Genomic DNA, 21,705 nt, shown 5'->3' on the forward strand with positions numbered 1-21,705 from the left:
CCAAATGTAACCGTTTGGTTAACAATGACCTCATCAGGTCAGACCTCTTTCTGCCCATTGCGCTGACGTTATTTTCTTCAGGAGCATTTATGAGTAAGGCACTGCCGTTGGTGACCCGTCATGGTGACCGCATTGCGATTGTGAATGGACTGCGTACCCCTTTTGCCAAACAGGCGACCGCCTATCACGGCATTCCGGCGGTGGATTTAGGGAAAACGGCGGTGAGCGAGCTGTTGGCGCGCAGCGGTATCGATCCGCAGCTTATCGAGCAACTGGTGTTCGGCCAGGTGGTACAAATGCCCGAGGCGCCGAACATCGCGCGTGAAATCGTGCTCGGCACCGGCATGAGCGTCCACACCGACGCCTACAGCGTGTCGCGCGCCTGCGCCACCAGTTTCCAGGCGATCGCCAACGTGGCGGAGAGCATCATGGCCGGCAGCATCAGCGTCGGCATCGCCGGCGGGGCCGACTCTTCTTCCGTCTTGCCGATCGGCGTCAGCAAAGCGCTGGCGCGCACGTTGGTGGACGTCAACAAGGCGCGCACGCTGTCGCAGCGCCTCAAGCTGTTCAGCCGGCTTAAATTCCGCGATCTGATGCCGGTGCCGCCGGCGGTGGCGGAGTATTCCACCGGCCTGCGCATGGGCGATACCGCCGAACAGATGGCGAAAAGCCACGGCATCACCCGTGAAGCGCAGGATGCGCTGGCGCACCGTTCCCACGAGCTGGCGGCCAAGGCCTGGCGAGAGGGCTGGCTGCGCGACGAGGTGATGACCGCCTACGTGCCGCCTTACCGCGCGCAGCTTTCTGAAGACAACAACATCCGCAAAGACTCCAGCCTGGCTTCCTACGCCAAGCTGAAGCCGGCGTTCGATCGCAAGCATGGCAGCGTCACCGCGGCCAACAGTACGCCGCTGACCGACGGCGCGGCGGCGGTATTGATGATGAGCGAATCGCGCGCCAAAGAGCTGGGGCTGCAGCCGCTGGGCTATTTGCGCAGCTTCGCCTTCGCCGCCATCGACGTGTGGGAAGACATGCTGCTGGGGCCCTCCTACGCCACGCCGCTGGCGCTGGATCGCGCCGGCATCGGTCTGGTGGATCTGACGCTCATCGACATGCATGAAGCCTTCGCCGCGCAAACGCTGGCTAACCTGAAGATGTTCGCCAGCGAAGCGTTCGCTCGCGAGAAGCTTGGCCGCAGCCAGGCGATCGGTGAGGTGGATATGGACAAATTCAACGTGTTGGGCGGTTCTATCGCCTATGGCCACCCGTTCGCCGCCACCGGCGCGCGGATGATCACCCAGACGCTGCATGAGCTGAAACGTCGCGGCGGCGGGCTGGGCCTGACCACCGCCTGCGCCGCCGGCGGGTTAGGGGCCGCGATGATCGTGGAGGTGGAATAATGAGCTTCGAGAACGCATTGCACGAACAGCGCGCCACGCCGTCGGCTTTTCAGCTGACGATTCGCCCCGACAACATCGGCGTGATCACCATCGACGTGCCGGGTGACAAGGTCAATACGCTCAAGGCCGAGTTCGTCGAACAGGTCAACGACGTGCTGATCCGGGCGCAGCAGCATACCGCGCTGGAAGGGCTGGTGATCGTTTCCGGCAAGCCGGACTCGTTTATCGCCGGCGCCGACATCACCATGATCGCCGCCTGCGCCAGCGCCAAAGAGGCGGAGACGCTGGCCAAAAAAGGGCAGAGCACGCTGGCGCAGATCGCCGCTTTTCCAGTGCCGGTGGTGGCGGCTATTCACGGCGCCTGCCTGGGCGGCGGCCTGGAGCTGGCGCTGGCCTGCCACGGCCGCGTCTGTTCGCTGGATGACAAAACCGCGCTCGGTCTGCCGGAAGTGCAGCTGGGTCTGCTGCCGGGCTCCGGCGGCACTCAACGTCTGCCGCGTCTGATCGGCGCCGCCAAGGCGCTGGATATGATCCTGACCGGCAAGCACATTCGCGCCCGCCAGGCGCTGCGCATGGGGCTGGTGGACGACGCCGTGCCGCCGTCGATTTTGTTGCAGACCGCTATCGAGCGGGTGAAGCAGGGCTGGAAGCATCAGCGCGAGCTGCCGTGGCAGGATCGCCTGCTCAACGGCCCGCTGGGCAGAAACCTGCTGTTCAGCATAGTGCGCAAGAAAACGTTGGCGAAAACGCATGGCAACTACCCGGCGGCGGAGCGCATCATTCAGGTGGTGCGCACCGGGCTGGATCACGGCAGCGCCAGCGGCTATGAGGCCGAAGCGCGCGCCTTCGGCGAATTGGCGATGACGCCGCAGTCGGCGGCGCTGCGCAGCCTGTTCTTCGCTTCCACCGCGCTGAAAAAAGAACGGGGCGGCAATGCCAGGCCGCACACCCTGCATCGCGTCGGCATTCTCGGCGGCGGCCTGATGGGCGGCGGCATCGCCTGCGTTACCGCCACGCGCGGCGGGTTGCCGGTGCGCATCAAAGACATCAATGAAACCGGCATCAATCACGCGCTGAAATACAGCTGGGATGTGCTCGGCAAGCGGGTGCGCAGCAAGCGCATGCGTCCGGCGGAGCGGCAAAAGCAGATGATGCTGATCTCCGGCTCTACCGATTACACCGGCTTTGAGCAGGCGGATATCGTGGTCGAGGCGGTGTTTGAGGATCTGGCGCTGAAGCAGCAGATGGTGGCCGAAGTCGAAGCGCACTGTGCGCCGCATACCGTATTCGCCTCCAATACCTCCTCGCTGCCTATCGGCCTCATCGCCGAGAAAGCCCAGCGGCCGCAGCAGGTGATCGGTCTGCACTACTTCAGCCCGGTGGACAAAATGCCGCTGGTGGAAGTGATCCCGCATGCCGGTACCAGTGAAGAGACCATCGCCACTACCGTGGCGTTGGCGCACAAGCAGGGCAAGACCGCCATCGTGGTGGGCGACAGCGCCGGTTTTTATGTCAACCGCATCCTGGCGCCGTACATCAACGAAGCGGCGCGCTGCCTGCTGGAAGGCGAGCCGATGGAATCGCTGGACAAGGCACTGGTGGATTTCGGTTTCCCGGTCGGCCCGATCACGTTGTTGGACGAAGTGGGCATCGACGTCGGCACCAAAATCATTCCGGTACTGGTCGAGGCGCTGGGACCGCGTTTCGCGGCACCGGCCGCGTTCGATGCGGTGCTGAAAGACGGGCGCAAAGGGCGCAAGAACGGCCGCGGCTTCTATCTCTACCCGAGCGAGGGGCAGCAGCGGCAGCGGCGTAAACGTGCGGATACCTCTTTGTATTCGCTGCTCGGCGTCACGCCGAAGGCGCATATGCTGCCGGCGACCATCGCCCAGCGCTGCGTGATGATGATGCTGAATGAAGCGGCGCGCTGCCTGGAGGAAGGCGTGATCCGCAGCGCGCGCGATGGCGACATCGGTGCGGTGTTCGGCATCGGCTTCCCGCCGTTCCTCGGCGGCCCATTCCGCTATATGGACGAGCTCGGCGCCGAGAAGGTGGTGAAGACGCTGGAATACCTGCGCCAGCAGCACGGCGAGCACTTTACTCCGTGTGAACGCCTGCAGCGCATGGCGCAACAGGGCGAGCGTTTTTACCCGTTGGGGAGCTGAACGCAGGGCGGCCCGATTTGCACTATAGTTGCAACAGGGCCGCATTGTGATCGCCATCACTCCTTGCAACAGCGTCAGCCGGTGAGGCTGTACAGCATGGCTGCGGCAGCGGTAAGTTAGCTTGACCGCCATCAATAAATTTCATGGCGGCGAGGTTAAAATTTAACCCGTTGAATTGATTGTTCTGTGAGCAATCAGGGTTTGCCAGGGGAGGGTTGCTGTAAAAAACAGCATTTTCTTTAGGCAAACTTTCAGGCAAAATGCCCGGCCGCCATAAAGAGACGGCGCGTTATCGTTTTAAAGCTTTGGCTTTGGGGTTGTAAAACTCGGCGGTACAGCACGCACGGCGTTTCTGTATAGCGTTACTTTGTCAACAACAGCGGTGCAATATGCAAGTTTTGATTATGCGTCACGGAGAGGCGGCGCTCGAGGCAGCCAGCGATGCGGTAAGGCCCCTTACCCTGTGCGGCCGCGACGAGTCCCGTCAGATGGCGGCCTGGTTGAACACCAAGTCTGTGGATATTGAACGCGTGCTGGTCAGCCCTTATCTGCGGGCCGAACAGACGCTGGCGACGGTGCGTGAAGCCTTGACGCTGCCGGAGGGCGAAGAAGTGCTGCCCGAGCTGACCCCGGGCGGCAACGCCGAACAGGTCGGCAGCTATCTGCAGGCGCTGGCGATGCAAGGGGTGAGCTCGGTGCTTATCGTGTCGCACCTGCCGTTGGTGGGGTATCTGGTGGCCGAACTGTGCCCGGGCGAGTGCCCGCCGATGTTCGCGACCTCGGCGATCGCCAACGTCGATCTGCCGGCGGACGGCAGCTACGGCAAGTTTGAATGGCAAGTCAGCCCATCGCAGGTAATGGCCAAGGTCTGAGCCGCGCGGTGCGAAAATAAACTCAGGGCGATGTCTGACATCGCCCTGAGTCGTTTCTGCGCAGCGCTATTCCGCCAGCTCCACCAGCAGCAGGATGGCGGCATTGCCGCCCCATTCCTTCGGCGCCTGATGGAACGCCAGCACGTCGGGGTGCTGCGCCAGCCACAGCGGCGTTTGCTGTTTGAGGATATGTTTGCCGTGCCCGTGCATCACACAGGCGCAGTGCACGTGCTCGCGCTTGCAGGCGGCGATCAGCGCCCCCAGTTCCTGCTTGGCCTGCAGCTGGGTCAGGCCGTGCAAATCCAGAAACAGCTCCGGCGAATAATCGCCGCGTCGCAGCTTCTTCAGCTCATACGGGCTGCTGCCGGGGCGCACGTAGCGCGTCGGGCCTTCCTCTTCCAGCTGCGGCTGGTATTCATCTGAAAAATAATAGCTGGCATCGACCTGCTCCTGCAGCAGCCGCTGCGGCGCAATTTGTTTGATCTTGGGCTTCGGCGGGCGGTGGACGATGGTGTCCTGGCGCAGTTTTTTTGCGCCCGCCACCGACTCTCTGAAGAGCTGTTGTTCGTCTTTGCTCAGAGGGGGCTTGTTCTTCATGCTTCATTCACCGGAAATCGTTTATTTCGCTAGTTTACCTTGTGAATGAGCGCTGTCGACGCAAAACTCGGGCCAGAGTGAAAAGCGCGAGGGGCGAGCGTGATTTGTCGCGGGCTTCATGGCAAACTATGCGGCTAAATCATGAAACACAGCGCCTGCCGGAGGGCAAATTGGACAAAATTTTCGTCGACGAAGCAGTGAACGAACTGCACACCATTCAAGATATGCTGCGCTGGACGGTAAGCCGCTTCAACGCCGCCAATATCTATTATGGTCACGGAACCGACAATCCGTGGGACGAAGCGGTGCAATTGGTGCTGCCAAGCCTGTTCCTGCCGTTGGACATTCCGGAGGACATGCACACCGCCCGTCTGACCTCCAGCGAGCGCCATCGCATCGTTGAGCGCGTGATCCGCCGCGTCAACGAGCGCATTCCGGTCGCCTATCTGACCAACAAGGCCTGGTTCTGCGGCATGGAATTTTACGTCGACGAGCGCGTGCTGGTGCCGCGTTCGCCGATCGGTGAGTTGATCAACGATCGTTTCAGCGCGCTGATCCCGCATCCGCCGCGCCATATTCTCGACATGTGCACCGGCAGCGGCTGCATCGCCATCGCCTGCGGCTACGCCTTCCCGGAAGCGGAAGTGGACGCGGTGGACATCTCCAGCGAGGTGCTGGCGGTGACCGAGCGCAATATTCAGGCGCACGGCGTCGAACACCAGGTGATCCCGATCCGTTCCGATCTGTTCCGCGACGTTCCCGCGATCCAGTACGATCTGATCGTCACCAACCCGCCGTACGTCGATGCGGAAGACATGTCCGATCTGCCGCAGGAGTTCCGCTTCGAACCGGAACTGGGCCTGGCTGCAGGCAGCGACGGCCTGAAGCTGGTGCGCCGCATTCTGGCCTGCGCGCCGGACTACCTGACCGACGACGGCGTGCTGATTTGTGAAGTGGGCAACAGCATGGTACATCTGATGGAACAATATCCGGACATTCCGTTCACCTGGCTGGAGTTCGAAAACGGCGGCGACGGCGTGTTCATGCTGACCAAACAGCAGCTGGTGGATTGCAAGGATCACTTCAGCCTCTATCGCAGCTAAGCCGCATTTCCAGGCCCGCACGGCGGGCCTCATAACGATAAAAGACTAACGGTAAGGAGCCGTGATGGCAGGAAACAGTATTGGGCAGATTTTCCGCGTCACCACCTTCGGTGAATCTCACGGGGTGGCGCTGGGTTGTATCGTCGATGGCGTGCCGCCCGGCATTCCGCTCACCGAAGCCGATTTGCAACACGATCTGGACCGCCGTCGTCCGGGCACCTCGCGTTACACCACCCAGCGCCGCGAACCGGATCAGGTGCGCATTCTCTCCGGCGTATTCGAAGGCGTGACCACCGGTACCAGCATCGGTCTGATCATTGAGAACACCGATCAGCGCTCGCAAGACTACAGCGCCATCAAAGACGTGTTCCGTCCAGGGCATGCCGACTACACCTACGAACAGAAATACGGTCTGCGCGACTATCGCGGCGGCGGCCGTTCTTCGGCGCGTGAAACCGCCATGCGCGTCGCGGCGGGCGCTATCGCCAAGAAATACCTGCAGCAGAAATTCGGCGTGCAGGTGCGCGGCTATCTGGCGCAGATCGGCGACGTGACCTGCGAGCTGAAAGATTGGGAGCAGGTCGAACAGAACCCGTTCTTCTGCCCGGATCCGGACAAGCTGGAAGCGCTGGATGAACTGATGCGCGCGCTGAAAAAAGAGGGTGACTCCATCGGTGCCAAGGTCAGCGTGATTGCCGAAAATGTGCCGGTTGGCCTGGGCGAGCCGGTGTTTGACCGCCTCGACGCCGATCTGGCGCACGCGCTGATGAGCATCAACGCGGTGAAAGGCGTGGAGATCGGCGACGGGTTCGCCGTGGTGACCAAGCGCGGCAGCGAAAACCGCGACGAAATCACCCCGGAAGGCTTCCAGAGCAACCACGCCGGCGGCATTCTCGGCGGTATCAGCAGCGGCCAACCGGTGATCGCGCATCTGGCGCTGAAGCCGACCTCCAGCATCATGGTGCCGGGTCGCACTATCAATCGCCAGGGCGAAGCGGTGGAAATGGTCACCCGTGGCCGCCACGATCCGTGCGTGGGCATCCGCGCCGTGCCGATCGCCGAAGCGATGATGGCGATCGTATTGATGGATCACCTGCTGCGCCAGCGCGCGCAAAACGGTGATGTGGTTTCCGACGTGCCTCGCTGGTAATCGCCATGAAAAACTGGATGTTGGGTCTGCTGGCCCTGACGGCCTCCGCTTCCGCCATGGCGCTGACGCCGTGGCAGAAAATCGACCATCCGGTGGCCGGCGCGCCGCAGGCGGTGGGCGGTTTCGCCAACGGCTGCATCATCGGCGCGCAGCCTCTGCCGCTGAATTCACCGAACTACCAGGTGATGCGCACCGACCAACGCCGTTATTTCGGTCACCCGGATCTGTTGGCGTTCATTCAGCGCCTCAGCAGCCAGGCGAACCAGAAAGCGCTGGGTACAGTGCTGATCGGCGATATGGCGATGCCGGCCGGCGGGCGCTTCAGCAGCGGCCATGCCAGCCATCAGTCGGGGCTCGACGTCGACATTTGGCTGCAGCTGCCGCGCCAACGCTGGAGCGCGCAGCAATTGCTGAAACCGCAGCCGATCGACCTGGTGTCAGGCGATGGCAAGCAGGTGGTGGCGAGCCAATGGCAGCCGCAGATTGAGTCGTTGATCAAGCTGGCGGCGCAGGATGCGGAGGTGACGCGCATCTTCGTCAACCCGGCGATCAAGCAGCGTCTGTGCCTGGATGCCGGTGCCGATCGCGCCTGGCTGCACAAGGTGCGGCCGTGGTTCGGCCATCGCGCGCACATGCATGTGCGCCTGCGTTGTCCGGCCGGCAGCCTGGAGTGCCAGGAGCAGGATACGCCGCCACCGGGCGACGGCTGCGGTGCTGAACTGGCGAGCTGGTTCGTGCCGCATCAGCCGAACGCGAAGCCGGGCAAATCCGTGCCGCCGCCGTTACCGCCGACCTGTCAGGCATTGCTGGATCACCATTTCTCAGCGGAATAACACATGGACTGGTTCGTCATCGGCCCCGAGATGCTCGGGGTGTTGTTTGCGGTAGCGCTGCTGGCGGGGTTTATCGACTCCATCGCCGGCGGCGGCGGGTTGCTGACGGTGCCGGCCTTGCTGGCGGTGGGGGTTCCTCCGGCGCAGGCGCTGGCGACCAATAAACTGCAGTCGGTCGGCGGTTCTTTCTCCGCCAGCCTGTACTTTATTCGCCGGCGTGCGGTGAACCTCAATGACCAGAAGCTGACGATATTTCTGACGCTGATCGGTTCGATCGTCGGCGCCATTCTGGTGCAGCATATGCGCGCCGATCTGCTGCGGCAGATGCTGCCGCTGCTGGTGATCGGCATCGGTCTCTATTTCCTGCTGATGCCACGATTGGGTGAGGAAGATCGTCAACGCCGCCTCGGCGCCTTGCCGTTCGGGCTGGTGGCCGGCGGTTGCGTCGGATTCTACGATGGCTTTTTCGGCCCCGGCGCCGGATCGTTCTACGCGCTGGCCTATGTGACGCTGTGCGGCTTTAACCTCGCCAAGTCTACGGCGCACGCCAAGGTGTTGAACTTCACCTCCAACGTCGGCGGGCTGACGCTGTTCATCATCGGCGGTAAGGTGGTGTGGAGCATCGGTTTGGTGATGCTGGTGGGGCAGGTGCTGGGGGCGCGTTTGGGCGCGCACATGGTGCTGACCCGCGGGCAGAAACTGATTCGGCCGATGATCGTGATCGTCTCGCTGGTGATGAGCCTCAAGCTGCTGTACGACAACCACGGCGCGGAGATTCAGCAGTGGTTGACTGCCTTCACGCACGGTTGACGATGAAAATGGGCGTCTGTTATGCGCCCATATCCCCCCGCCGGTTATCGGGTATAATGGCCTCTTTATTTTTGTGGTTATAGAGTTTTTTATGTCAGACACGCAGACCCGTCATCACTATGAACAGCTGATCGAGATCTTCAATCGGTGTTTCAGCGATGATTACAACACTCGCCTGGTGAAGGGCGACGACGAGCCTATCTACCTGCCGGCTGACGATGAACTGCCGTATCACCGCATCGTTTTCGCCCACGGCTTTTACGCCAGCGGCCTGCACGAAATCTCGCACTGGTGCATCGCCGGCGAAGCGCGCCGCCAATTGGTGGACTTCGGTTACTGGTATTGCCCGGACGGGCGCGACGCGCAAACCCAGAGTGAATTCGAAGCGGTGGAGATCAAACCGCAGGCGTTGGAATGGATGTTCTGCATGGCGGCCGGTTTCCCGTTCAACGTCAGTTGCGACAACCTGAACGGCGACTGCGAGCCGGACCGCATCGCGTTCCAGCGCAAGGTGCGCGCCCGGGTATTGACGCTGCTGGAGCAGGGAATACCCACACGGCCTGCGCGCTTTATTCAGGCGTTGCAATCGTTCTACAATACGCCACCGTTGGCGGCCGAGCATTTTCCGTATCCGGAAGATCTCAACTGACGCCACAGCCCGTTATTTAATGAGGAAATTTGATGATCGCAGAATTTGAAGCGCGCATTTTGGCGCTGATTGATGACATGGTAGAGCACGCCAGCGATGATGAACTGTTTGCCGGTGGCTACCTGCGCGGTCATCTGACGCTGGCGGTGGCCGAAGCGGAAGAGCAGGGCGAGCACACCGCCGAAGCGTTGAAAGCGCGAGTAGAAGAGAGCCTGCACAAGGCGATTGCCGCCGGGGAGCTCTCGCCGCCGGATCAGGTCCTGGTGCGTGGCATGTGGGAAAACCTCTATCAGGCGGCAACGCCCGCCGCTTGACCGTCATGCCGGGGCGCGATTGCCGCGCCCCTTAGGATTGATTAAACCGCACGTCCTTTCAGCAGTTTCCGCACCCACATCCGATTCGGATTCAACGCCGCCAGCAACTGCGCATCGCCCGGCAACGGCTCACCGAACAGCTGCGCCGCCAGAATTTCCGCCGCCAGCGGCGCCGAGCACAAGCCGCGCGAGCCTAATCCGCCGATAGCGAACAGGCCGGGATAAACCGGCGCATCGGCGACGGTTTCACCGCGCTGGTTCTGCCGCTGCAAATCCTGATACTGCATTAGCGTAGCCTGATAGTCCGGCAGTGCGCCGACCATCGGCAGATGATCGCGAGTGGCGCTGCGCACGCCGCAACGTGCCTGATGCGCGCTGACGTCAACCTGCTGCGGCCAGGCCTGTTCCGGCAGGCAGCGCAGCAGGCGTTCGCGGTTATCCTGCTGCTCCTGCTCGCGGTAGTCGGTGGCGGTGTCGCCGCGTTGGTAGCTGGCGCCGATGCAGTGCTGGCCGTTGTTGACGTTGACCGGCGTCAGATAGCCGTCATAGCACAATACCTGTTTCAGTTGGCCGAGCGCCTGTGAGGTCGGGATATGCGATACCTGCCCGCGCACCGAGTACAGCGGCAGAGCCTCTGTCGGCGCCAGCTCGGCTAACCGGTGCCCGTTGGCCAGGATCACCGTGGCATGACGATGGCTGTCACCGTTGGTGAAGTTGATACGCCAGCCGTTTTCTTCACGCGTCAGCGCCTGCGCATCGTGCCGGCAGCGGCAGATCAGGCCCTGACGCTGCGCCAGCGCGATAGCGCCGCGCGTCAGCTCGGCCGGGCAGAGCCAGCCGCCTTGCGGGTAGGTGATGCCGCCAAAGCCGGTATCGACGCCGCACAGTTCGCTGAGCGTCTCGCGGTCGGCCGCCATCGCCAGCGCCGGTGGCCAGTCGGTTTTCAGCATATTGGCGATCTTGGCGCCGCTCTTTTCGTCATAGGCCAACTGGCTGACGCCGCACCATTGGTGATCAAAGGCGACGCCTTGTTGCAGCAGGGCGTCGTATTGGCGGCGTGCGAAGGGAAACGCGGCGCTGAAGAAGCTCTCCAGCGCGTCGCCGCTGCCGTTCAGCAGGGGATAAATCGCCCCCTGGCGGTTGCCGGATGCGCCCTCGGCCGCCTGCTCGTCGGCGCAGTACAGCGTGACGCTGGCGCCGCGCCGCAGCAGGGCCAGCGCGGTGAGCGCGCTGGCGACGCCGCCGCCGATCAGGGCGATATCGGCGGTGTTGTCCGCCGCCGGCCGCCGATACCAGGGGGCCGGGTGGGGAGCGGGCTGCGCGTCGGCGGGCAGGCAACCGGCGAGCATCTCACGCTTTTGGCCGAAGCCTTTGCAGCGGTTGACCTGAAAACCGGCCTGTTGCAACCCGCGGCGCACGAAGCCGGCGGCGGTAAAGGTGGCAAAGCTGCCTTCCGGTCGAGCGAAGCGCGCCATGGCGGCGAACAGTTGCTCGGTCCACATGTCGGGATTTTTTGCCGGCGCGAAGCCGTCGAGGAACCAGGCATCGACCTGGTTATTCATGCTGGCGTCGAACTGCGGCAACAGTTCGTTGACGTCGCCGAACCACAGATCGAGCGTAATGCGGCCTTCGGCCAACAGCAGGCGATGGCAACCCGGCAGCGGCAGCGGCCATTGGGCGCGCAGTTCATCGGCATAAGGCGCCAGCTCCGGCCAGCGCGCATGCGCTGCCGCCAGGTCAGCCTGCTGCAGGGGGAATTTTTCGAAGCTGATAAAGTGCAGGCGCTGCAGCGCGGCGTGCGGCTCGGCCTGACGGAAGCCGGCGAAGGCCTGCCACAGCGTGAGGAAATTCAGCCCGGTGCCGAACCCGGTTTCCGCCACCACCAACAGCGAACGCGGGTGGGTGGCGAAACGTTGCGGCAGCCGGTTGCCGTGCAGGAAGACGTAGCGGGTTTCTTCCAGCCCATCCTGATTGGAAAAATAGACGTCATCAAACTGTTTCGAAACAGGTGTACCCTGTTCGTTCCAGGTTAGCGTTGCGGTTTGGATGGGGGCGTGGTTCACGGTCAATGGCTCGAAATTCAAGGGATGCCGCGAATTCTAACGGCGCTGGCGCCCCGGCGCAAACTGGACAACAATAAAGCTGAAAAACGCTGATCGGACTTGTTCGGCTTACATCTGTACGCTAAAGTGCGATGCAAAATCCCGTAGGTAAATAGTGGAAGAGGTATTGAATGAAACGTGCAGTGATTACTGGCCTGGGAGTTGTCTCCAGCATTGGTAATAACCAGCAGGAGGTCCTGGCAAGCCTGCAGGAAGGACGTTCTGGGATCACTTTCTCCCAGGAGCTGAAAGATTCCGGCATGCGTAGTCACGTATGGGGGCAAGTTAAGCTCGACACGACCGGCCTGATCGACCGCAAGGCGGTGCGTTTCATGAGCGACGCTTCCATCTATGCCTTCCTGGCGATGCAAGAAGCGATCGCTTCTTCCGGTCTGAAGGAAGAAGAGTATCAAAACAACCCGCGCGTGGGCCTGATCGCCGGTTCCGGCGGCGGTTCTCCGCGCTTCCAGGTGTTCGGCGCCGATGCGATGCGCAGCCCGCGCGGCCTGAAAGCGGTTGGCCCTTACGTGGTGACCAAAGCCATGGCTTCCGGCGTTTCCGCCTGCCTGGCGACGCCGTTCAAAATCCACGGCGTGAACTACTCCATCAGCTCCGCTTGCGCGACCTCCGCACACTGCATCGGCAACGCGGTTGAGCAAATTCAGCTGGGCAAACAGGACATCGTGTTTGCCGGCGGCGGCGAAGAGCTGTGCTGGGAAATGGCCTGCGAGTTCGACGCGATGGGTGCGCTGTCCACCAAGTACAACGACACGCCGGAAAAAGCCTCCCGTACCTACGACGCCGATCGTGACGGTTTCGTCATCGCCGGCGGTGGCGGCATGGTGGTGGTTGAAGAATTGGAGCACGCGCTGGCGCGCGGCGCGCACATCTACGCAGAAATCGTTGGCTACGGCGCAACGTCTGATGGCGCCGACATGGTTGCGCCATCGGGCGAAGGCGCGGTGCGCTGCATGAAGATGGCGATGCAGGATCTGGATGCGCCGATCGACTACATCAACGTGCACGGCACTTCCACACCGGTAGGCGACGTGAAAGAGCTGGGCGCGATTCGCGAAGTGTTCGGCGACAATACTCCGGCTATCTCCTCCACCAAGGCGATGACCGGTCACTCGCTGGGCGCCGCAGGCGTGCAGGAAGCGATCTACAGCCTGCTGATGCTGGAGCACGGCTTTATCGCGCCGAGCATCAACATCGAAACTCTGGATGAGCAGGCGGCCGGCATGAACATCGTGACTCAGCCGACCCAGCGCGAGCTGACCACCGTGATGTCCAACAGCTTCGGCTTCGGCGGCACCAACGCCACCCTGGTGATGCGCAAACTGGCGAAATAATCCCGCCTGAGCGCCATCTCGCCATCAAGCCCGCGTTTTCGCGGGCTTTTTACTGCCCGAAGCCCGCCCGCCGGGCGCTCGGAGTTTTCCCAAATCACATCCCCTGACACATCATTACCTCGCCATTACATGCGTTGGGCATACAATAGCCGGGTAGCGTGATAATCGCTCGGTGTGGCTTTTTAAAGTGATCGAACATTGAGGCAAGAAGTATGAAAAAGTTAATTGCGGTTGGGTTACTGTCGGCCGTGTTGGCCGGATGCGCCACCGATTCTCCCTGCGTTCCGGTCTACGATGACCAGGGGCGTCTGGTGCACACCAACACCTGTATGAAAGGCACCACTCAGGATAACTGGGAAACCGCAGGCGCGATCGCCGGCGGTGCGGCGGCGGTTGCCGGTCTGACCCTCGGCATCATCGCGCTGACCAAGTAATCGGTGCGGCGCCTGCGAGCGCATGCAACAAGCCCGGCCATTGCGCGCCGGGCTTTTTTATCTTACTGCACCAAAAACGCCTTGAATTGCGGCGTCATCACGGCGCTGAAACCGTCGTCGGTTTTACTGATCAGGTAGACCGCCAGCCCTTTCTCCTCTGCGAGCTTCAAGGCTTTCTCCGTGCCCAGCACCATCAGGCCGGTATCCCAGCCGTCGGCCTCGAGCGCGGTCGGCGCTATGACCGTGGCGGAAACCAGTCGATGGTTGATCGGCCTGCCGGTGCTCGGATCGATGACATGGGAGTAGCGCTGGCCGTTTTGTTCGAAGTAGTTGCGGTAGCTGCCGGCGGTGCTGATGCCGTAACCGTGCAGATCCACCAGCGCCTGCACCGCATTTTCACGGTCGGTCGGCTTCTGGATCGCCACCCGCCAGGGTTTTCCCTGGCCGTTGACGCCGCGTGAAGAGACCGCTCCGCCCACCGACACCAGGTAGTTGGTAATGCCGTTACGGTTCATCAGGCGCACCAGTTCATCGGCGCCATAGCCTTCGCCCAGGGTCGAAAGATCGACATACATGTCCGGCAGATCTTTCTGCAGCCACTCTCCACGATTGTCGCTTATCAGTTTCAGGTGCTGCAGGCCGATGCGCTGCTTCGCCGCGTCGATTTGCGCCTGTTCCGGCACCTTGACCGGATGTTTGTCGGGACCGAATCCCCACAGATTCACCAAAGGGCCGACGGTGATGTCCATGGCGCCGCCGGTATCGCGGCCGATGCGCTGGGCCATCAACACGATGTCCGCCATGCCGCGCGGGATCGGCTGCGGCTCGAGGCTGGCGCTGTGGTTAAACCGCGACAGCACCGAGTCGGCGCGGTAGGTGGAGATATCGTCGTTGGCCTGCTCGAGCACTTTGTCTATCTGCCGCTGCAGTTCTTGCTTGCCGATCGCGACGTCACCGCTGACTTTTACGCTGTAGAAGGTGCCCATGGTCTTGCCGTCGATATCGATTTGCGGGCGGGTGGAGGCATCGTCGCAGGCGGCGAGCAGGGCGCATAAGGCGCTCAGCAGCGCCCCTTTGGCGAACAGGGAAGCCATAACATGTCCTTTGAAAACGGGAAAGCCGCTACAAATAAAGTAAAGCGCGGCAAATGGAAAGCGGATAAAGTTAAAATAGCATTTTACTGGCGCTGAGGCCGCGCCTGAGCTAACGTCTTGCCCATGCTTTTCGCTGAGGTTTCAAGCTGCCGCCATGAGTTCAACCGCCATTTCCCGGCTTATCCATCCCTTTGTCAAAGACCGTTTCCTGCATGCGTTGCTGCTGGCCGGCGCAGCGATGTTCGCCTTTCATCCGCAGCCGCTGTCGGCGCTGAGCGATTTTATCGACGGCCGCACTATCATCACCCTGTTGGGGCTGATGTTGCTGACCAAGGGCGTTGAGGTCAGCGGCTATTTCGACTTCGTCGGCCGCAAGATCATCAACCGCTTGCACAGCGAACGGCGGCTGGCGCTGTTCCTGGTGTTTTCCGCCGCGCTGCTGTCGTCATTTCTAACCAACGATGTGGCGCTGTTTATCGTCATTCCGCTCACCATCACGCTGAAGAAGCTGTCGGCGCTGCCGATTGGGCGTTTGATCATCTTCCAGGCGCTGGCGGTGAACGCCGGCTCGTTGCTGACGCCGATCGGCAACCCGCAAAATATCCTGCTGTGGAGCCGCTCCGGCCTCTCTTTCCTCGGTTTCATCGGCCAGATGGCGCCGTTTGGCGCTGCGATGATGCTGAGCCTGCTGGCCCTGACCTGGTTCAGCTTCCCGGCGCGCGAGATCGTGAAAACGCCGAATACCGAGGGTTATCCCTATCAACGGCCGCTGTTGCTGAGCTGCGTGGCGTTGTATGCGATCTTTCTGCTGTGCCTCGATATCGGTCTGCCGCTGTATGGGCTGCTGGCGGTATTCGCCGGCTTTTTGCTGCTGGCGCGCCGGGTGCTGCTGCAGATCGACTGGAGCCTGATTTTCGTGTTCGCCGCCATGTTCATCGATGTCGGCCTGTTCACCCGCTTGCCGCCGCTTCAACCGGCGTTCGCCGCCATCGCCGGGCTGAACGACGGCGGGGTATATGCGCTGGGCGTCGGGCTGTCGCAGATCGTCAGCAACGTGCCGGCTACAATCTTGCTGCTCAACTACGTGCCTTCCAGCGCGCAGTTGGCCTATGCGGTCAACGCCGGCGGTTTCGGGTTGGCGATTGGATCGCTCGCCAACCTGATTGCGCTGCGAATGGCGGGGGAGCGCAAGATTTGGCTGCGTTTCCACTACTACTCGCTGCCGCTGCTGGCGTGGGCCGCCCTGATCGGTTGGCTGTTAAGCTAACCCTGATTGCCGCTCTGCCGCGCGGCCAGCAGGCAAATGCTGCGGGTCACCTGATAGGATTTCACGAAGGCGCTGACGGGTAAAAACTCGAAGCGCGAATGGAAGTTGTGCGCGCCGGTGAAATAATTGGGCGTCAGGATGCCGCGGCTCGAGAGCGCCGCACCGTCGGTGCCGCCGCGCATCGGGATCACCTTCGGCGGGATGCCGTGGGCGGCGAGGGCGCCGAAGATCAGATCGATCGCGCGCCGGTCTTCGCCGATGGCGTTGCTGATGTTGCTGTAGATGTCGCTGACGCGGCAGCTGACATTGGCGCGCGGATAGTTGGCCGCCACCTGACGCACCGTTTCCTCAAGGCGGGCTTTACGCGCCTCGAACGCCGCCCGATCGAAGTCGCGAATCGACACCTTCAGCGTCGCCTGATTGGCGTTGGCGGCCAGATCCGTGAACCAGAAATAACCCTCGCGCCCTTCGGTGTGTTCCGGGGTGTCGTGCACGTCAAATCGGTTGATGATGTCGTTGGCGATGCGTATCGGGTTGATCAATACGTTTTTCGCCGACATCGGGTGCGCGGTTACCCCCTCGATGCGGATCTCCGCCGCCGCCGCGTTGAAGTTTTCGTACACCACTTCACCCAGTTCGCAGCAGTCGATGGTATAGGCGAAATCGACGGCGAAACGCTGCAGATCCAGCGCCTTGGCGCCGCGCAGGCCGATCTCTTCGTCCGGCACGAACGCCACCACGATGTCGCCGTGGCGATCGGCGGCGGTCAGGTTGGCCAGCAGCGTCATCACCACGGTGACCGCCGCCTTATTGTCGGCGCCCAGCACGCTGGTGCCGTCGCTGAACAGGATCTCTTCGTTCCGGTAGGGCAGGATCTCCGGATGCTCGGCGGTGCGCAGCCAGATGTCTTGCTCGGCGTTCAGGCATAAATCTTCGCCGGTGAAGCGCAGGCGCTGCGGGCGAATCTCCGGTGACAGGCCGACGTCCACGGTGTCGATATGGGTGATGAAGCCGATGCGCGGCGCGCCGGGTTGGGTGCCGGGCTTGCGGGCGGTCACGGTGGCGTGCTCGTCGATCTGCACGTCGGCCAGGCCGAGCCGGCGCAGCTCGTCCGCCAGCAGTTGCGCCATCTCATGCTGCCCCGGCGTGCTGGGCAGGGCGGTTGCGGCGGCATCGCTTTGGCTGGTCACCGCCAGGTAGCGGAAGAAACGTTCGGTGAGCTGTTCGGCAATCGGGCTGGTCATCGGGACTCCTCGCGGTTGGCAATCTACCGGTTTTAAAACGAAATCAGCCGTTTGTCCAACGGTGCAATGCGTAAACCGTCAGAATGCGAAGCATCGCGCAGAAACGAAAAATAGCGGTGCAACTAGGAAATAGTCGCAGGTTTCTGCGGCAAAATCGGTGTTAGCTGTGGGCCGGGAAGCGCCCGCATAACACTTATCTGTCCCTCAAGGAGAATTCATGCACACCGGTCACGCTTTGCTCATCACCTTACTGTCCCTGGGCATCTCTCACAGCGCCTGGTCGTCCGCCGATACCGGGCACGCCAACAGCAACGCCAACAGCCGCGAAGTGGCCAGCGCGTTGGGCGGCCTGAAAAACAAAACTTACGAACTGGAGCAGGCGCCGAAGATCCGCGTCGCCAGCTTCAACATCGCCGCCGGCAAGGTCAGCGACATGACCGCCATCGCCAAGGCGATTCGCGCGATGAACGTCGACGTGGTGGCGCTGCAAGAGGTGGATAAACTCACCGTCCGCAGCGGCCGTGTCGATCAGGCGGCGGAATTGGCGAAGCTGACCGGCATGCAGGCGGTGTTCGGCCGGGCGATCGATTTCGACGGCGGTGAATATGGCCTGGCGTTTCTGTCGAAGTATCCGCTGCACGACGCCGTGATCTATCCGTTGCCGTCCGGCCAGCGCGAACAGCGCATCGCCTTCAGTGCCAAGGTCGACGTGCCGGAATTCCCGGCGCCGATCACCCTGTTCAACACCCACCTCGATACCAAGGAAGATCCGACGATGCGCCTGGATCAGGTGCGGGAGCTGAACGATCGCACTATCGAAGTGCGCGGCATCAAGCTGCTGTTCGGCGACATGAACGACGTGCCGGGCAGCGTGACCTGGCTGGAGCTGAGCCGCTATTGGAACGACATCATGCCTAACGGGCAGGATGGCCGCAGCTGGCCGGCGGAAAACGCCGAAATCAAGGTGGATTACATCTTTAGCGGCAATGCGCAGCGCTGGCATCTGGACAGCCTGACGGTGCCGAACGCCAGCGGCGATTGGAATGGCATTCACTGGCCGGCGGTGAGCGACCACCTGCCGCTGGTGGCGGAGATGCGCCTGACCGAGCAATAAGCCGGCCGGCTCCCCGTCGGGCCTGGCTAATCCACGGCGATCCGCGCCAGCCGCTCGACGGCGCTGCGGATCTCGCCCGGCGTGAGAGCCGAAAAGCCCAGTAGCCACCCGTCGCGCTGCGCCTGCGTCGTTTGGTACTGCGCCGAAAGCCCGGGCGTGAGAATGCCGAGCCGTCGCGCCTGCCGGCTGAGCGCCGCCTCTTGGCCGGGTGGCAGCCAAACGCTGAGCTGCAGGCCGCCGGCGGCGGGAATGGGCGTGGCGAAGTGGCTCAGTTTTTCGCGCATTTCCGCCAGCAACACATCGCGCCGGCTGCGGTAGAGCTGGCGCATGTAGCGGATATGCGCGGCGAAGTGCCCCTGGCGGATGAACTCGGCGGTAACCGCCTGCATCAGCTGCGCGCTGTGGCCGTCATAGACCGTGCGCGCGGTGACGAAGGGGGCGACCAGCGCAGGCGGGACGATCAGATACGCCAGCCGCAGGGAAGGGAACAGCGACTTGGAGAAGGTGCCGAGATACAGCACCCGGCCGCAGCGATCCAGGCCCTGCATCGCCGGTATCGGCAGGCCGTCATAGTGAAACTCGCTGTCGTAATCGTCCTCGATGATCCAGGACTGTTGCCGTTCGGCCAGCGCCAGCAACGCCAACCGACGCGCCAGGCTGAGTGCCGCGCCGGTCGGGTATTGGTGCGAGGGCGTCAGGTAAATCAAACGCGGATCGGGCAAGGGCGGCTCAGCCCGCAGACCGTCGCTGTCCACCGCGACCGGCGTCAGGGCCGCGCCGGCGCTGATAAAGGCGTTTCTTGCTCCGGCGTAGCCCGGCTCTTCCATCCAGACGCTGTCGCCGCCGTCCAGCAACAACGTGGCGATCAGCTGCAGCGCCTGCTGTGAACTGGTCAGCACGATAACCTGCCGTGCATCGCAGACTACGCCGCGCGTTTGGTTAACGTGGGCGGCGATCGCTTCGCGCAGCGGCAAATAGCCCTGCGGATCGCCGTAGCGCAGCAGGCTTTCTCCCTGAAGACGCAGGCGCTGAGCGGTCAGTTGCTTCCACAAGGCGAGCGGAAACGCACGCAGGTCCGGCGAGCCGGCAGCGAAGGCCTGGGGATGTTGCGGATCGCGGCAACCGCCGGTTTGCACGATCTGTTGGCCGCGCCGCGAAAGGCGCGGCATGCCGGTGCCGCGCGCCGTCGTCGTCGGCGATTTGGCGATGCGGATCGCCACGAACGTTCCCTGGCCGACGCGGCGCTGCAAGTATCCCTCTGCCTCCAGCTGGCCGTAGGCGGCTTCGACGGTCACCCTTGAGAGGTTCAGATCGCCCGCCAGCACCCGGCTGGAAGGCAGCCGTTGCCCAACGCCCAATGCGCCGTGATGGATGGCCTGCCGCAATGCGCCGCACAGGCGATCGCGCAGCGTGCCGGCAGCGTGGGGCGATTGCTGAAACAGCGTGATCAGCGTGTGCCGCATAATGGGTCTTGTCATGGGTGATAAATGGGTATCAATCATAAGACCAAAATGGGGCACTATTGTCATCTGTCTTGATGCGTGGGAGTGAGCGGAATGTCGAAAGAATCATTGGTGCTGGCTTTTCCGCCGGCGGAGCCGGAAGAGAGCCTGGCCTACCTGGCGGCTAAATTGAGCCGCTATGCGGATGCCTGGGACGTGGCGGAAGATCTGCGCAATGGCGAGGATGGGATAGTGGTGATCGACACCCGCGCGGAGGCGCTGTACGCCGCCGGGCATATCCCCGGCGCGTTCAGTTTGCCGCATCGCCTGATGGACCAAGCCGGCACGGCGCACCTGGATCGCCAAAAGGTGTATGTGACCTACTGTGACGGCATCGGCTGCAACGGCTCAACCAAAGGCGCTTACAAGCTGGCGAAGCTGGGGTTCAGGGTCAAGGAGCTGATCGGCGGGTTGGATTTCTGGCTGCGCGACGGCCATCCGTTGGCCATCGGCGAGCAGCCGGGATCGCTGCGTGATAGGGCGGCCGCCGTGGATTGCGGCTGCGCCTGAGGCGTTAAAACACCAACGCCAGCACGACCGCCAGCGCCAGCAGCAGCAGGATCAGCGCCACGGCGGGCTTGCTGAGCGCTTTTTGCAGCGGCAGAGGCAGGGTGGCGATCAGCGGATTGAGCAGCGGCTGCGGCTCGACAGAGTGGCTGACGATAGGCTGGGCCTGGCCGGCCTTATCCAGACGGCGGGCAAACAGCTGATGAATGGCGTCGCTCATTTGCGGATGCGTCAGCGGCGCATTGGCGCCGCAGTTGAAGCGCGCCTGGCAGTAGTCGTTCATCTGCTGCAGCTCTTGTTCATCCGCCGGCTGTTTGAGCGCCGCCAACAGGTTGTTCAGCGTCGGCGCGCTCTGAGGGCTGAGTGCCACCTTCACCTGCAAGAACTGGTTCAATAGCTGGAAGTGGCGCGCCGGCAGCGGATCGTTGGTTTTTACGCCCGCCAGGTCGAACAGTGTTTGCCAGATTTTAGCCGGCGCTTCGCCGGTGGCGGCGCTGAGTTTGGTGACCTGCTGCTGCAGGTTTTGATGCTCTGCGGGCAGCAGCGGGCGATCGCTGGTGGCGGTTTGCTGCGGCTGGGGAATGCTCAGGCCGCCGGTCTGCAGCAGATTCAGCACCTGCTGCAGTTGCGGCGGGCTCAATTGGCTCAGCACCGTGTGGCCGAACTGTTGACGAATAAAATCGCTGACCGCCTGGCGATTGTTGCCTTGAGGCAGCAATTCGGCCAGCTGTTGCAGCAGCTGGCGCCCGGCATGGTTTTGCTGCGCCTGTGCCAGGCGCGTTTGCAGCAGCTGTTCCGCCGGTTGAAAATGGCGCGCCAGCAGTTCACCGCCGTTGTCGGCGCCGAGATCGTGGCGCAGCGAGGCCCAGATCTCGGCCGATTTTGTCGGGCTGAGCGTCATGATTTTCACGATCAGCTTTTCCAGCGTCGTGCGCTGTGCCGGAGAGAGGGGTTGATCGTCAGTGGCCGCCGTTTTGCCCGGGGAGGGAGGGCGTTCGCCGGCGATTGGGGCGCCCGGCCCACTCAAAGGTTGCATATCACCAGTCCTTCGCTGTGTATCCCCGCAGGGTGCCTGGAGGAGAGAATCATCATGGTACCCGGCGAAAAGCGCAGGCTTACTGACTATGATACCTGTAAATCGCCGCCATCAATACCGCCGCCCAGACATTTCTTTACCGACAAAACGTTGCTAATCG

At 62.4% G+C, this 21,705-nt stretch carries 20 protein-coding genes; 14 read left to right on the top strand and 6 right to left on the bottom strand.

The window, feature by feature from the left end; all coding sequences use genetic code 11:
* Positions 1–89 precede the first annotated feature (89 nt).
* The 3 genes from fadI (at position 90) to sixA (ending at position 4,437) form a co-directional block, all read left to right on the top strand.
* On the top strand, positions 90–1,400 hold the full coding sequence (fadI, locus tag ACRAWE_RS02045; protein ID WP_432524603.1) for an acetyl-CoA C-acyltransferase FadI: 1,311 nt from the start codon (positions 90–92) through the stop codon (positions 1,398–1,400).
* Positions 1,400–3,565, top strand: coding sequence for a fatty acid oxidation complex subunit alpha FadJ (gene fadJ, locus ACRAWE_RS02050; protein WP_019453779.1), 2,166 nt, complete (start codon positions 1,400–1,402; stop codon positions 3,563–3,565). Before fadI ends, fadJ begins: the two co-directional genes overlap by 1 nt.
* 389 nt (positions 3,566–3,954) lie before the next feature.
* Positions 3,955–4,437 carry a phosphohistidine phosphatase SixA gene (gene sixA, locus ACRAWE_RS02055; RefSeq protein WP_004936230.1) on the top strand — a complete coding sequence of 161 codons (483 nt, stop codon included), beginning with the start codon at positions 3,955–3,957 and terminating at the stop codon, positions 4,435–4,437.
* 66 nt (positions 4,438–4,503) lie between these two features.
* Here sixA and smrB read toward each other — a convergent pair whose 3' ends face one another.
* Entirely contained in the window at positions 4,504–5,034 is a 531-nt protein-coding gene (gene smrB / locus ACRAWE_RS02060) for an endonuclease SmrB (RefSeq protein WP_019453777.1), read from the bottom strand.
* Positions 5,035–5,204: 170 nt separating this feature from the next.
* Between smrB and prmB the strand changes: the two genes are divergently transcribed.
* The 6 genes from prmB to ACRAWE_RS02090 all read left to right on the top strand — a co-directional run bounded on the left by prmB (position 5,205) and on the right by ACRAWE_RS02090 (position 9,893).
* Complete coding sequence (prmB, locus tag ACRAWE_RS02065; RefSeq protein WP_025160157.1) at positions 5,205–6,137, top strand: 50S ribosomal protein L3 N(5)-glutamine methyltransferase; 933 nt, start codon at positions 5,205–5,207, stop codon at positions 6,135–6,137.
* 64 nt (positions 6,138–6,201) lie between these two features.
* Positions 6,202–7,287, top strand: coding sequence for a chorismate synthase (gene aroC / locus ACRAWE_RS02070; protein ID WP_019453775.1), 1,086 nt, complete (start codon positions 6,202–6,204; stop codon positions 7,285–7,287).
* A gap of 5 nt (positions 7,288–7,292) precedes the next feature.
* Positions 7,293–8,120, top strand: coding sequence for a penicillin-insensitive murein endopeptidase (gene mepA / locus ACRAWE_RS02075; protein WP_025160158.1), 828 nt, complete (start codon positions 7,293–7,295; stop codon positions 8,118–8,120).
* Positions 8,121–8,123: 3 nt separating this feature from the next.
* Positions 8,124–8,930 carry a sulfite exporter TauE/SafE family protein gene (locus ACRAWE_RS02080; RefSeq protein ID WP_019453773.1) on the top strand — a complete coding sequence of 269 codons (807 nt, stop codon included), beginning with the start codon at positions 8,124–8,126 and terminating at the stop codon, positions 8,928–8,930.
* Between the two features lie 91 nt (positions 8,931–9,021).
* Positions 9,022–9,579, top strand: a complete 558-nt coding sequence (locus ACRAWE_RS02085; protein WP_063919797.1) for an elongation factor P hydroxylase — start codon at positions 9,022–9,024, stop codon at positions 9,577–9,579.
* A 32-nt stretch (positions 9,580–9,611) separates the two neighbouring features.
* Positions 9,612–9,893, top strand: coding sequence for a YfcL family protein (locus ACRAWE_RS02090; RefSeq protein WP_432524608.1), 282 nt, complete (start codon positions 9,612–9,614; stop codon positions 9,891–9,893).
* A gap of 41 nt (positions 9,894–9,934) precedes the next feature.
* Here the strand turns inward: ACRAWE_RS02090 and mnmC are convergent, their stop codons facing one another.
* Positions 9,935–11,956 carry a bifunctional tRNA (5-methylaminomethyl-2-thiouridine)(34)-methyltransferase MnmD/FAD-dependent 5-carboxymethylaminomethyl-2-thiouridine(34) oxidoreductase MnmC gene (gene mnmC, locus ACRAWE_RS02095; protein ID WP_198636276.1) on the bottom strand — a complete coding sequence of 674 codons (2,022 nt, stop codon included), beginning with the start codon at positions 11,954–11,956 and terminating at the stop codon, positions 9,935–9,937.
* A 170-nt stretch (positions 11,957–12,126) separates the two neighbouring features.
* On the opposite strand from mnmC, the gene fabB reads away from it, so the two are divergent.
* Together fabB and ACRAWE_RS02105 are read left to right on the top strand one after the other, a co-directional pair.
* Positions 12,127–13,347 (top strand): beta-ketoacyl-ACP synthase I, encoded by a 1,221-nt coding sequence (gene fabB, locus ACRAWE_RS02100; protein WP_016926857.1) that lies wholly within the window; start codon positions 12,127–12,129, stop codon positions 13,345–13,347.
* A gap of 212 nt (positions 13,348–13,559) precedes the next feature.
* Entirely contained in the window at positions 13,560–13,781 is a 222-nt protein-coding gene (locus ACRAWE_RS02105; protein ID WP_004936201.1) for a hypothetical protein, read from the top strand.
* A gap of 62 nt (positions 13,782–13,843) precedes the next feature.
* Here ACRAWE_RS02105 and apbE read toward each other — a convergent pair whose 3' ends face one another.
* Entirely contained in the window at positions 13,844–14,875 is a 1,032-nt protein-coding gene (gene apbE / locus ACRAWE_RS02110; RefSeq protein WP_063919796.1) for an FAD:protein FMN transferase ApbE, read from the bottom strand.
* 154 nt (positions 14,876–15,029) lie between these two features.
* On the opposite strand from apbE, the gene ACRAWE_RS02115 reads away from it, so the two are divergent.
* Positions 15,030–16,142 carry an SLC13 family permease gene (locus ACRAWE_RS02115; RefSeq protein WP_432524611.1) on the top strand — a complete coding sequence of 371 codons (1,113 nt, stop codon included), beginning with the start codon at positions 15,030–15,032 and terminating at the stop codon, positions 16,140–16,142.
* On the opposite strand, the gene pepT is transcribed toward ACRAWE_RS02115, so the two are convergent.
* Positions 16,139–17,386, bottom strand: coding sequence for a peptidase T (gene pepT, locus ACRAWE_RS02120; protein WP_019453767.1), 1,248 nt, complete (start codon positions 17,384–17,386; stop codon positions 16,139–16,141). The two genes, ACRAWE_RS02115 and pepT, sit on opposite strands and share 4 nt — an antisense overlap.
* A 217-nt stretch (positions 17,387–17,603) precedes the next feature.
* On the opposite strand from pepT, the gene ACRAWE_RS02125 reads away from it, so the two are divergent.
* A complete protein-coding gene (locus tag ACRAWE_RS02125; protein ID WP_019453766.1) occupies positions 17,604–18,500 on the top strand; it encodes an endonuclease/exonuclease/phosphatase family protein in 897 nt (298 codons plus the stop codon).
* A gap of 26 nt (positions 18,501–18,526) precedes the next feature.
* On the opposite strand, the gene ACRAWE_RS02130 is transcribed toward ACRAWE_RS02125, so the two are convergent.
* Entirely contained in the window at positions 18,527–19,963 is a 1,437-nt protein-coding gene (locus ACRAWE_RS02130) for a PLP-dependent aminotransferase family protein (protein WP_432524614.1), read from the bottom strand.
* A gap of 93 nt (positions 19,964–20,056) precedes the next feature.
* On the opposite strand from ACRAWE_RS02130, the gene ACRAWE_RS02135 reads away from it, so the two are divergent.
* Positions 20,057–20,512, top strand: a complete 456-nt coding sequence (locus tag ACRAWE_RS02135; protein ID WP_019453764.1) for a rhodanese-like domain-containing protein — start codon at positions 20,057–20,059, stop codon at positions 20,510–20,512.
* Between the two features lie 4 nt (positions 20,513–20,516).
* On the opposite strand, the gene flk is transcribed toward ACRAWE_RS02135, so the two are convergent.
* Positions 20,517–21,545 carry a flagella biosynthesis regulator Flk gene (gene flk / locus ACRAWE_RS02140; RefSeq protein ID WP_432524616.1) on the bottom strand — a complete coding sequence of 343 codons (1,029 nt, stop codon included), beginning with the start codon at positions 21,543–21,545 and terminating at the stop codon, positions 20,517–20,519.
* Positions 21,546–21,705 lie beyond the last annotated feature (160 nt).

This window comes from Serratia sp. BFP-2025 (assembly GCF_050880365.1).
Lineage (GTDB): Bacteria > Pseudomonadota > Gammaproteobacteria > Enterobacterales > Enterobacteriaceae > Serratia > Serratia surfactantfaciens.

Excerpts from the sequence above, each read along its gene's own strand:
- fadI (WP_432524603.1), top strand. The coding sequence starts at position 90 with ATGAGTAAGGCACTGCCGTTGGTGACCCGTCATGGTGACCGCATTGCG.
- fadJ (WP_019453779.1), top strand. The coding sequence starts at position 1,400 with ATGAGCTTCGAGAACGCATTGCACGAACAGCGCGCCACGCCGTCGGCT.
- sixA (WP_004936230.1), top strand. The coding sequence starts at position 3,955 with ATGCAAGTTTTGATTATGCGTCACGGAGAGGCGGCGCTCGAGGCAGCC.
- smrB (WP_019453777.1), bottom strand. The coding sequence starts at position 5,034 with ATGAAGAACAAGCCCCCTCTGAGCAAAGACGAACAACAGCTCTTCAGA.
- aroC (WP_019453775.1), top strand. The coding sequence starts at position 6,202 with ATGGCAGGAAACAGTATTGGGCAGATTTTCCGCGTCACCACCTTCGGT.
- mepA (WP_025160158.1), top strand. The coding sequence starts at position 7,293 with ATGAAAAACTGGATGTTGGGTCTGCTGGCCCTGACGGCCTCCGCTTCC.
- ACRAWE_RS02080 (WP_019453773.1), top strand. The coding sequence starts at position 8,124 with ATGGACTGGTTCGTCATCGGCCCCGAGATGCTCGGGGTGTTGTTTGCG.
- ACRAWE_RS02085 (WP_063919797.1), top strand. The coding sequence starts at position 9,022 with ATGTCAGACACGCAGACCCGTCATCACTATGAACAGCTGATCGAGATC.
- ACRAWE_RS02090 (WP_432524608.1), top strand. The coding sequence starts at position 9,612 with ATGATCGCAGAATTTGAAGCGCGCATTTTGGCGCTGATTGATGACATG.
- fabB (WP_016926857.1), top strand. The coding sequence starts at position 12,127 with ATGAAACGTGCAGTGATTACTGGCCTGGGAGTTGTCTCCAGCATTGGT.
- ACRAWE_RS02105 (WP_004936201.1), top strand. The coding sequence starts at position 13,560 with ATGAAAAAGTTAATTGCGGTTGGGTTACTGTCGGCCGTGTTGGCCGGA.
- apbE (WP_063919796.1), bottom strand. The coding sequence starts at position 14,875 with ATGGCTTCCCTGTTCGCCAAAGGGGCGCTGCTGAGCGCCTTATGCGCC.
- ACRAWE_RS02115 (WP_432524611.1), top strand. The coding sequence starts at position 15,030 with ATGAGTTCAACCGCCATTTCCCGGCTTATCCATCCCTTTGTCAAAGAC.
- pepT (WP_019453767.1), bottom strand. The coding sequence starts at position 17,386 with ATGACCAGCCCGATTGCCGAACAGCTCACCGAACGTTTCTTCCGCTAC.
- ACRAWE_RS02125 (WP_019453766.1), top strand. The coding sequence starts at position 17,604 with ATGCACACCGGTCACGCTTTGCTCATCACCTTACTGTCCCTGGGCATC.
- ACRAWE_RS02130 (WP_432524614.1), bottom strand. The coding sequence starts at position 19,963 with ATGCGGCACACGCTGATCACGCTGTTTCAGCAATCGCCCCACGCTGCC.
- ACRAWE_RS02135 (WP_019453764.1), top strand. The coding sequence starts at position 20,057 with ATGTCGAAAGAATCATTGGTGCTGGCTTTTCCGCCGGCGGAGCCGGAA.
- flk (WP_432524616.1), bottom strand. The coding sequence starts at position 21,545 with ATGCAACCTTTGAGTGGGCCGGGCGCCCCAATCGCCGGCGAACGCCCT.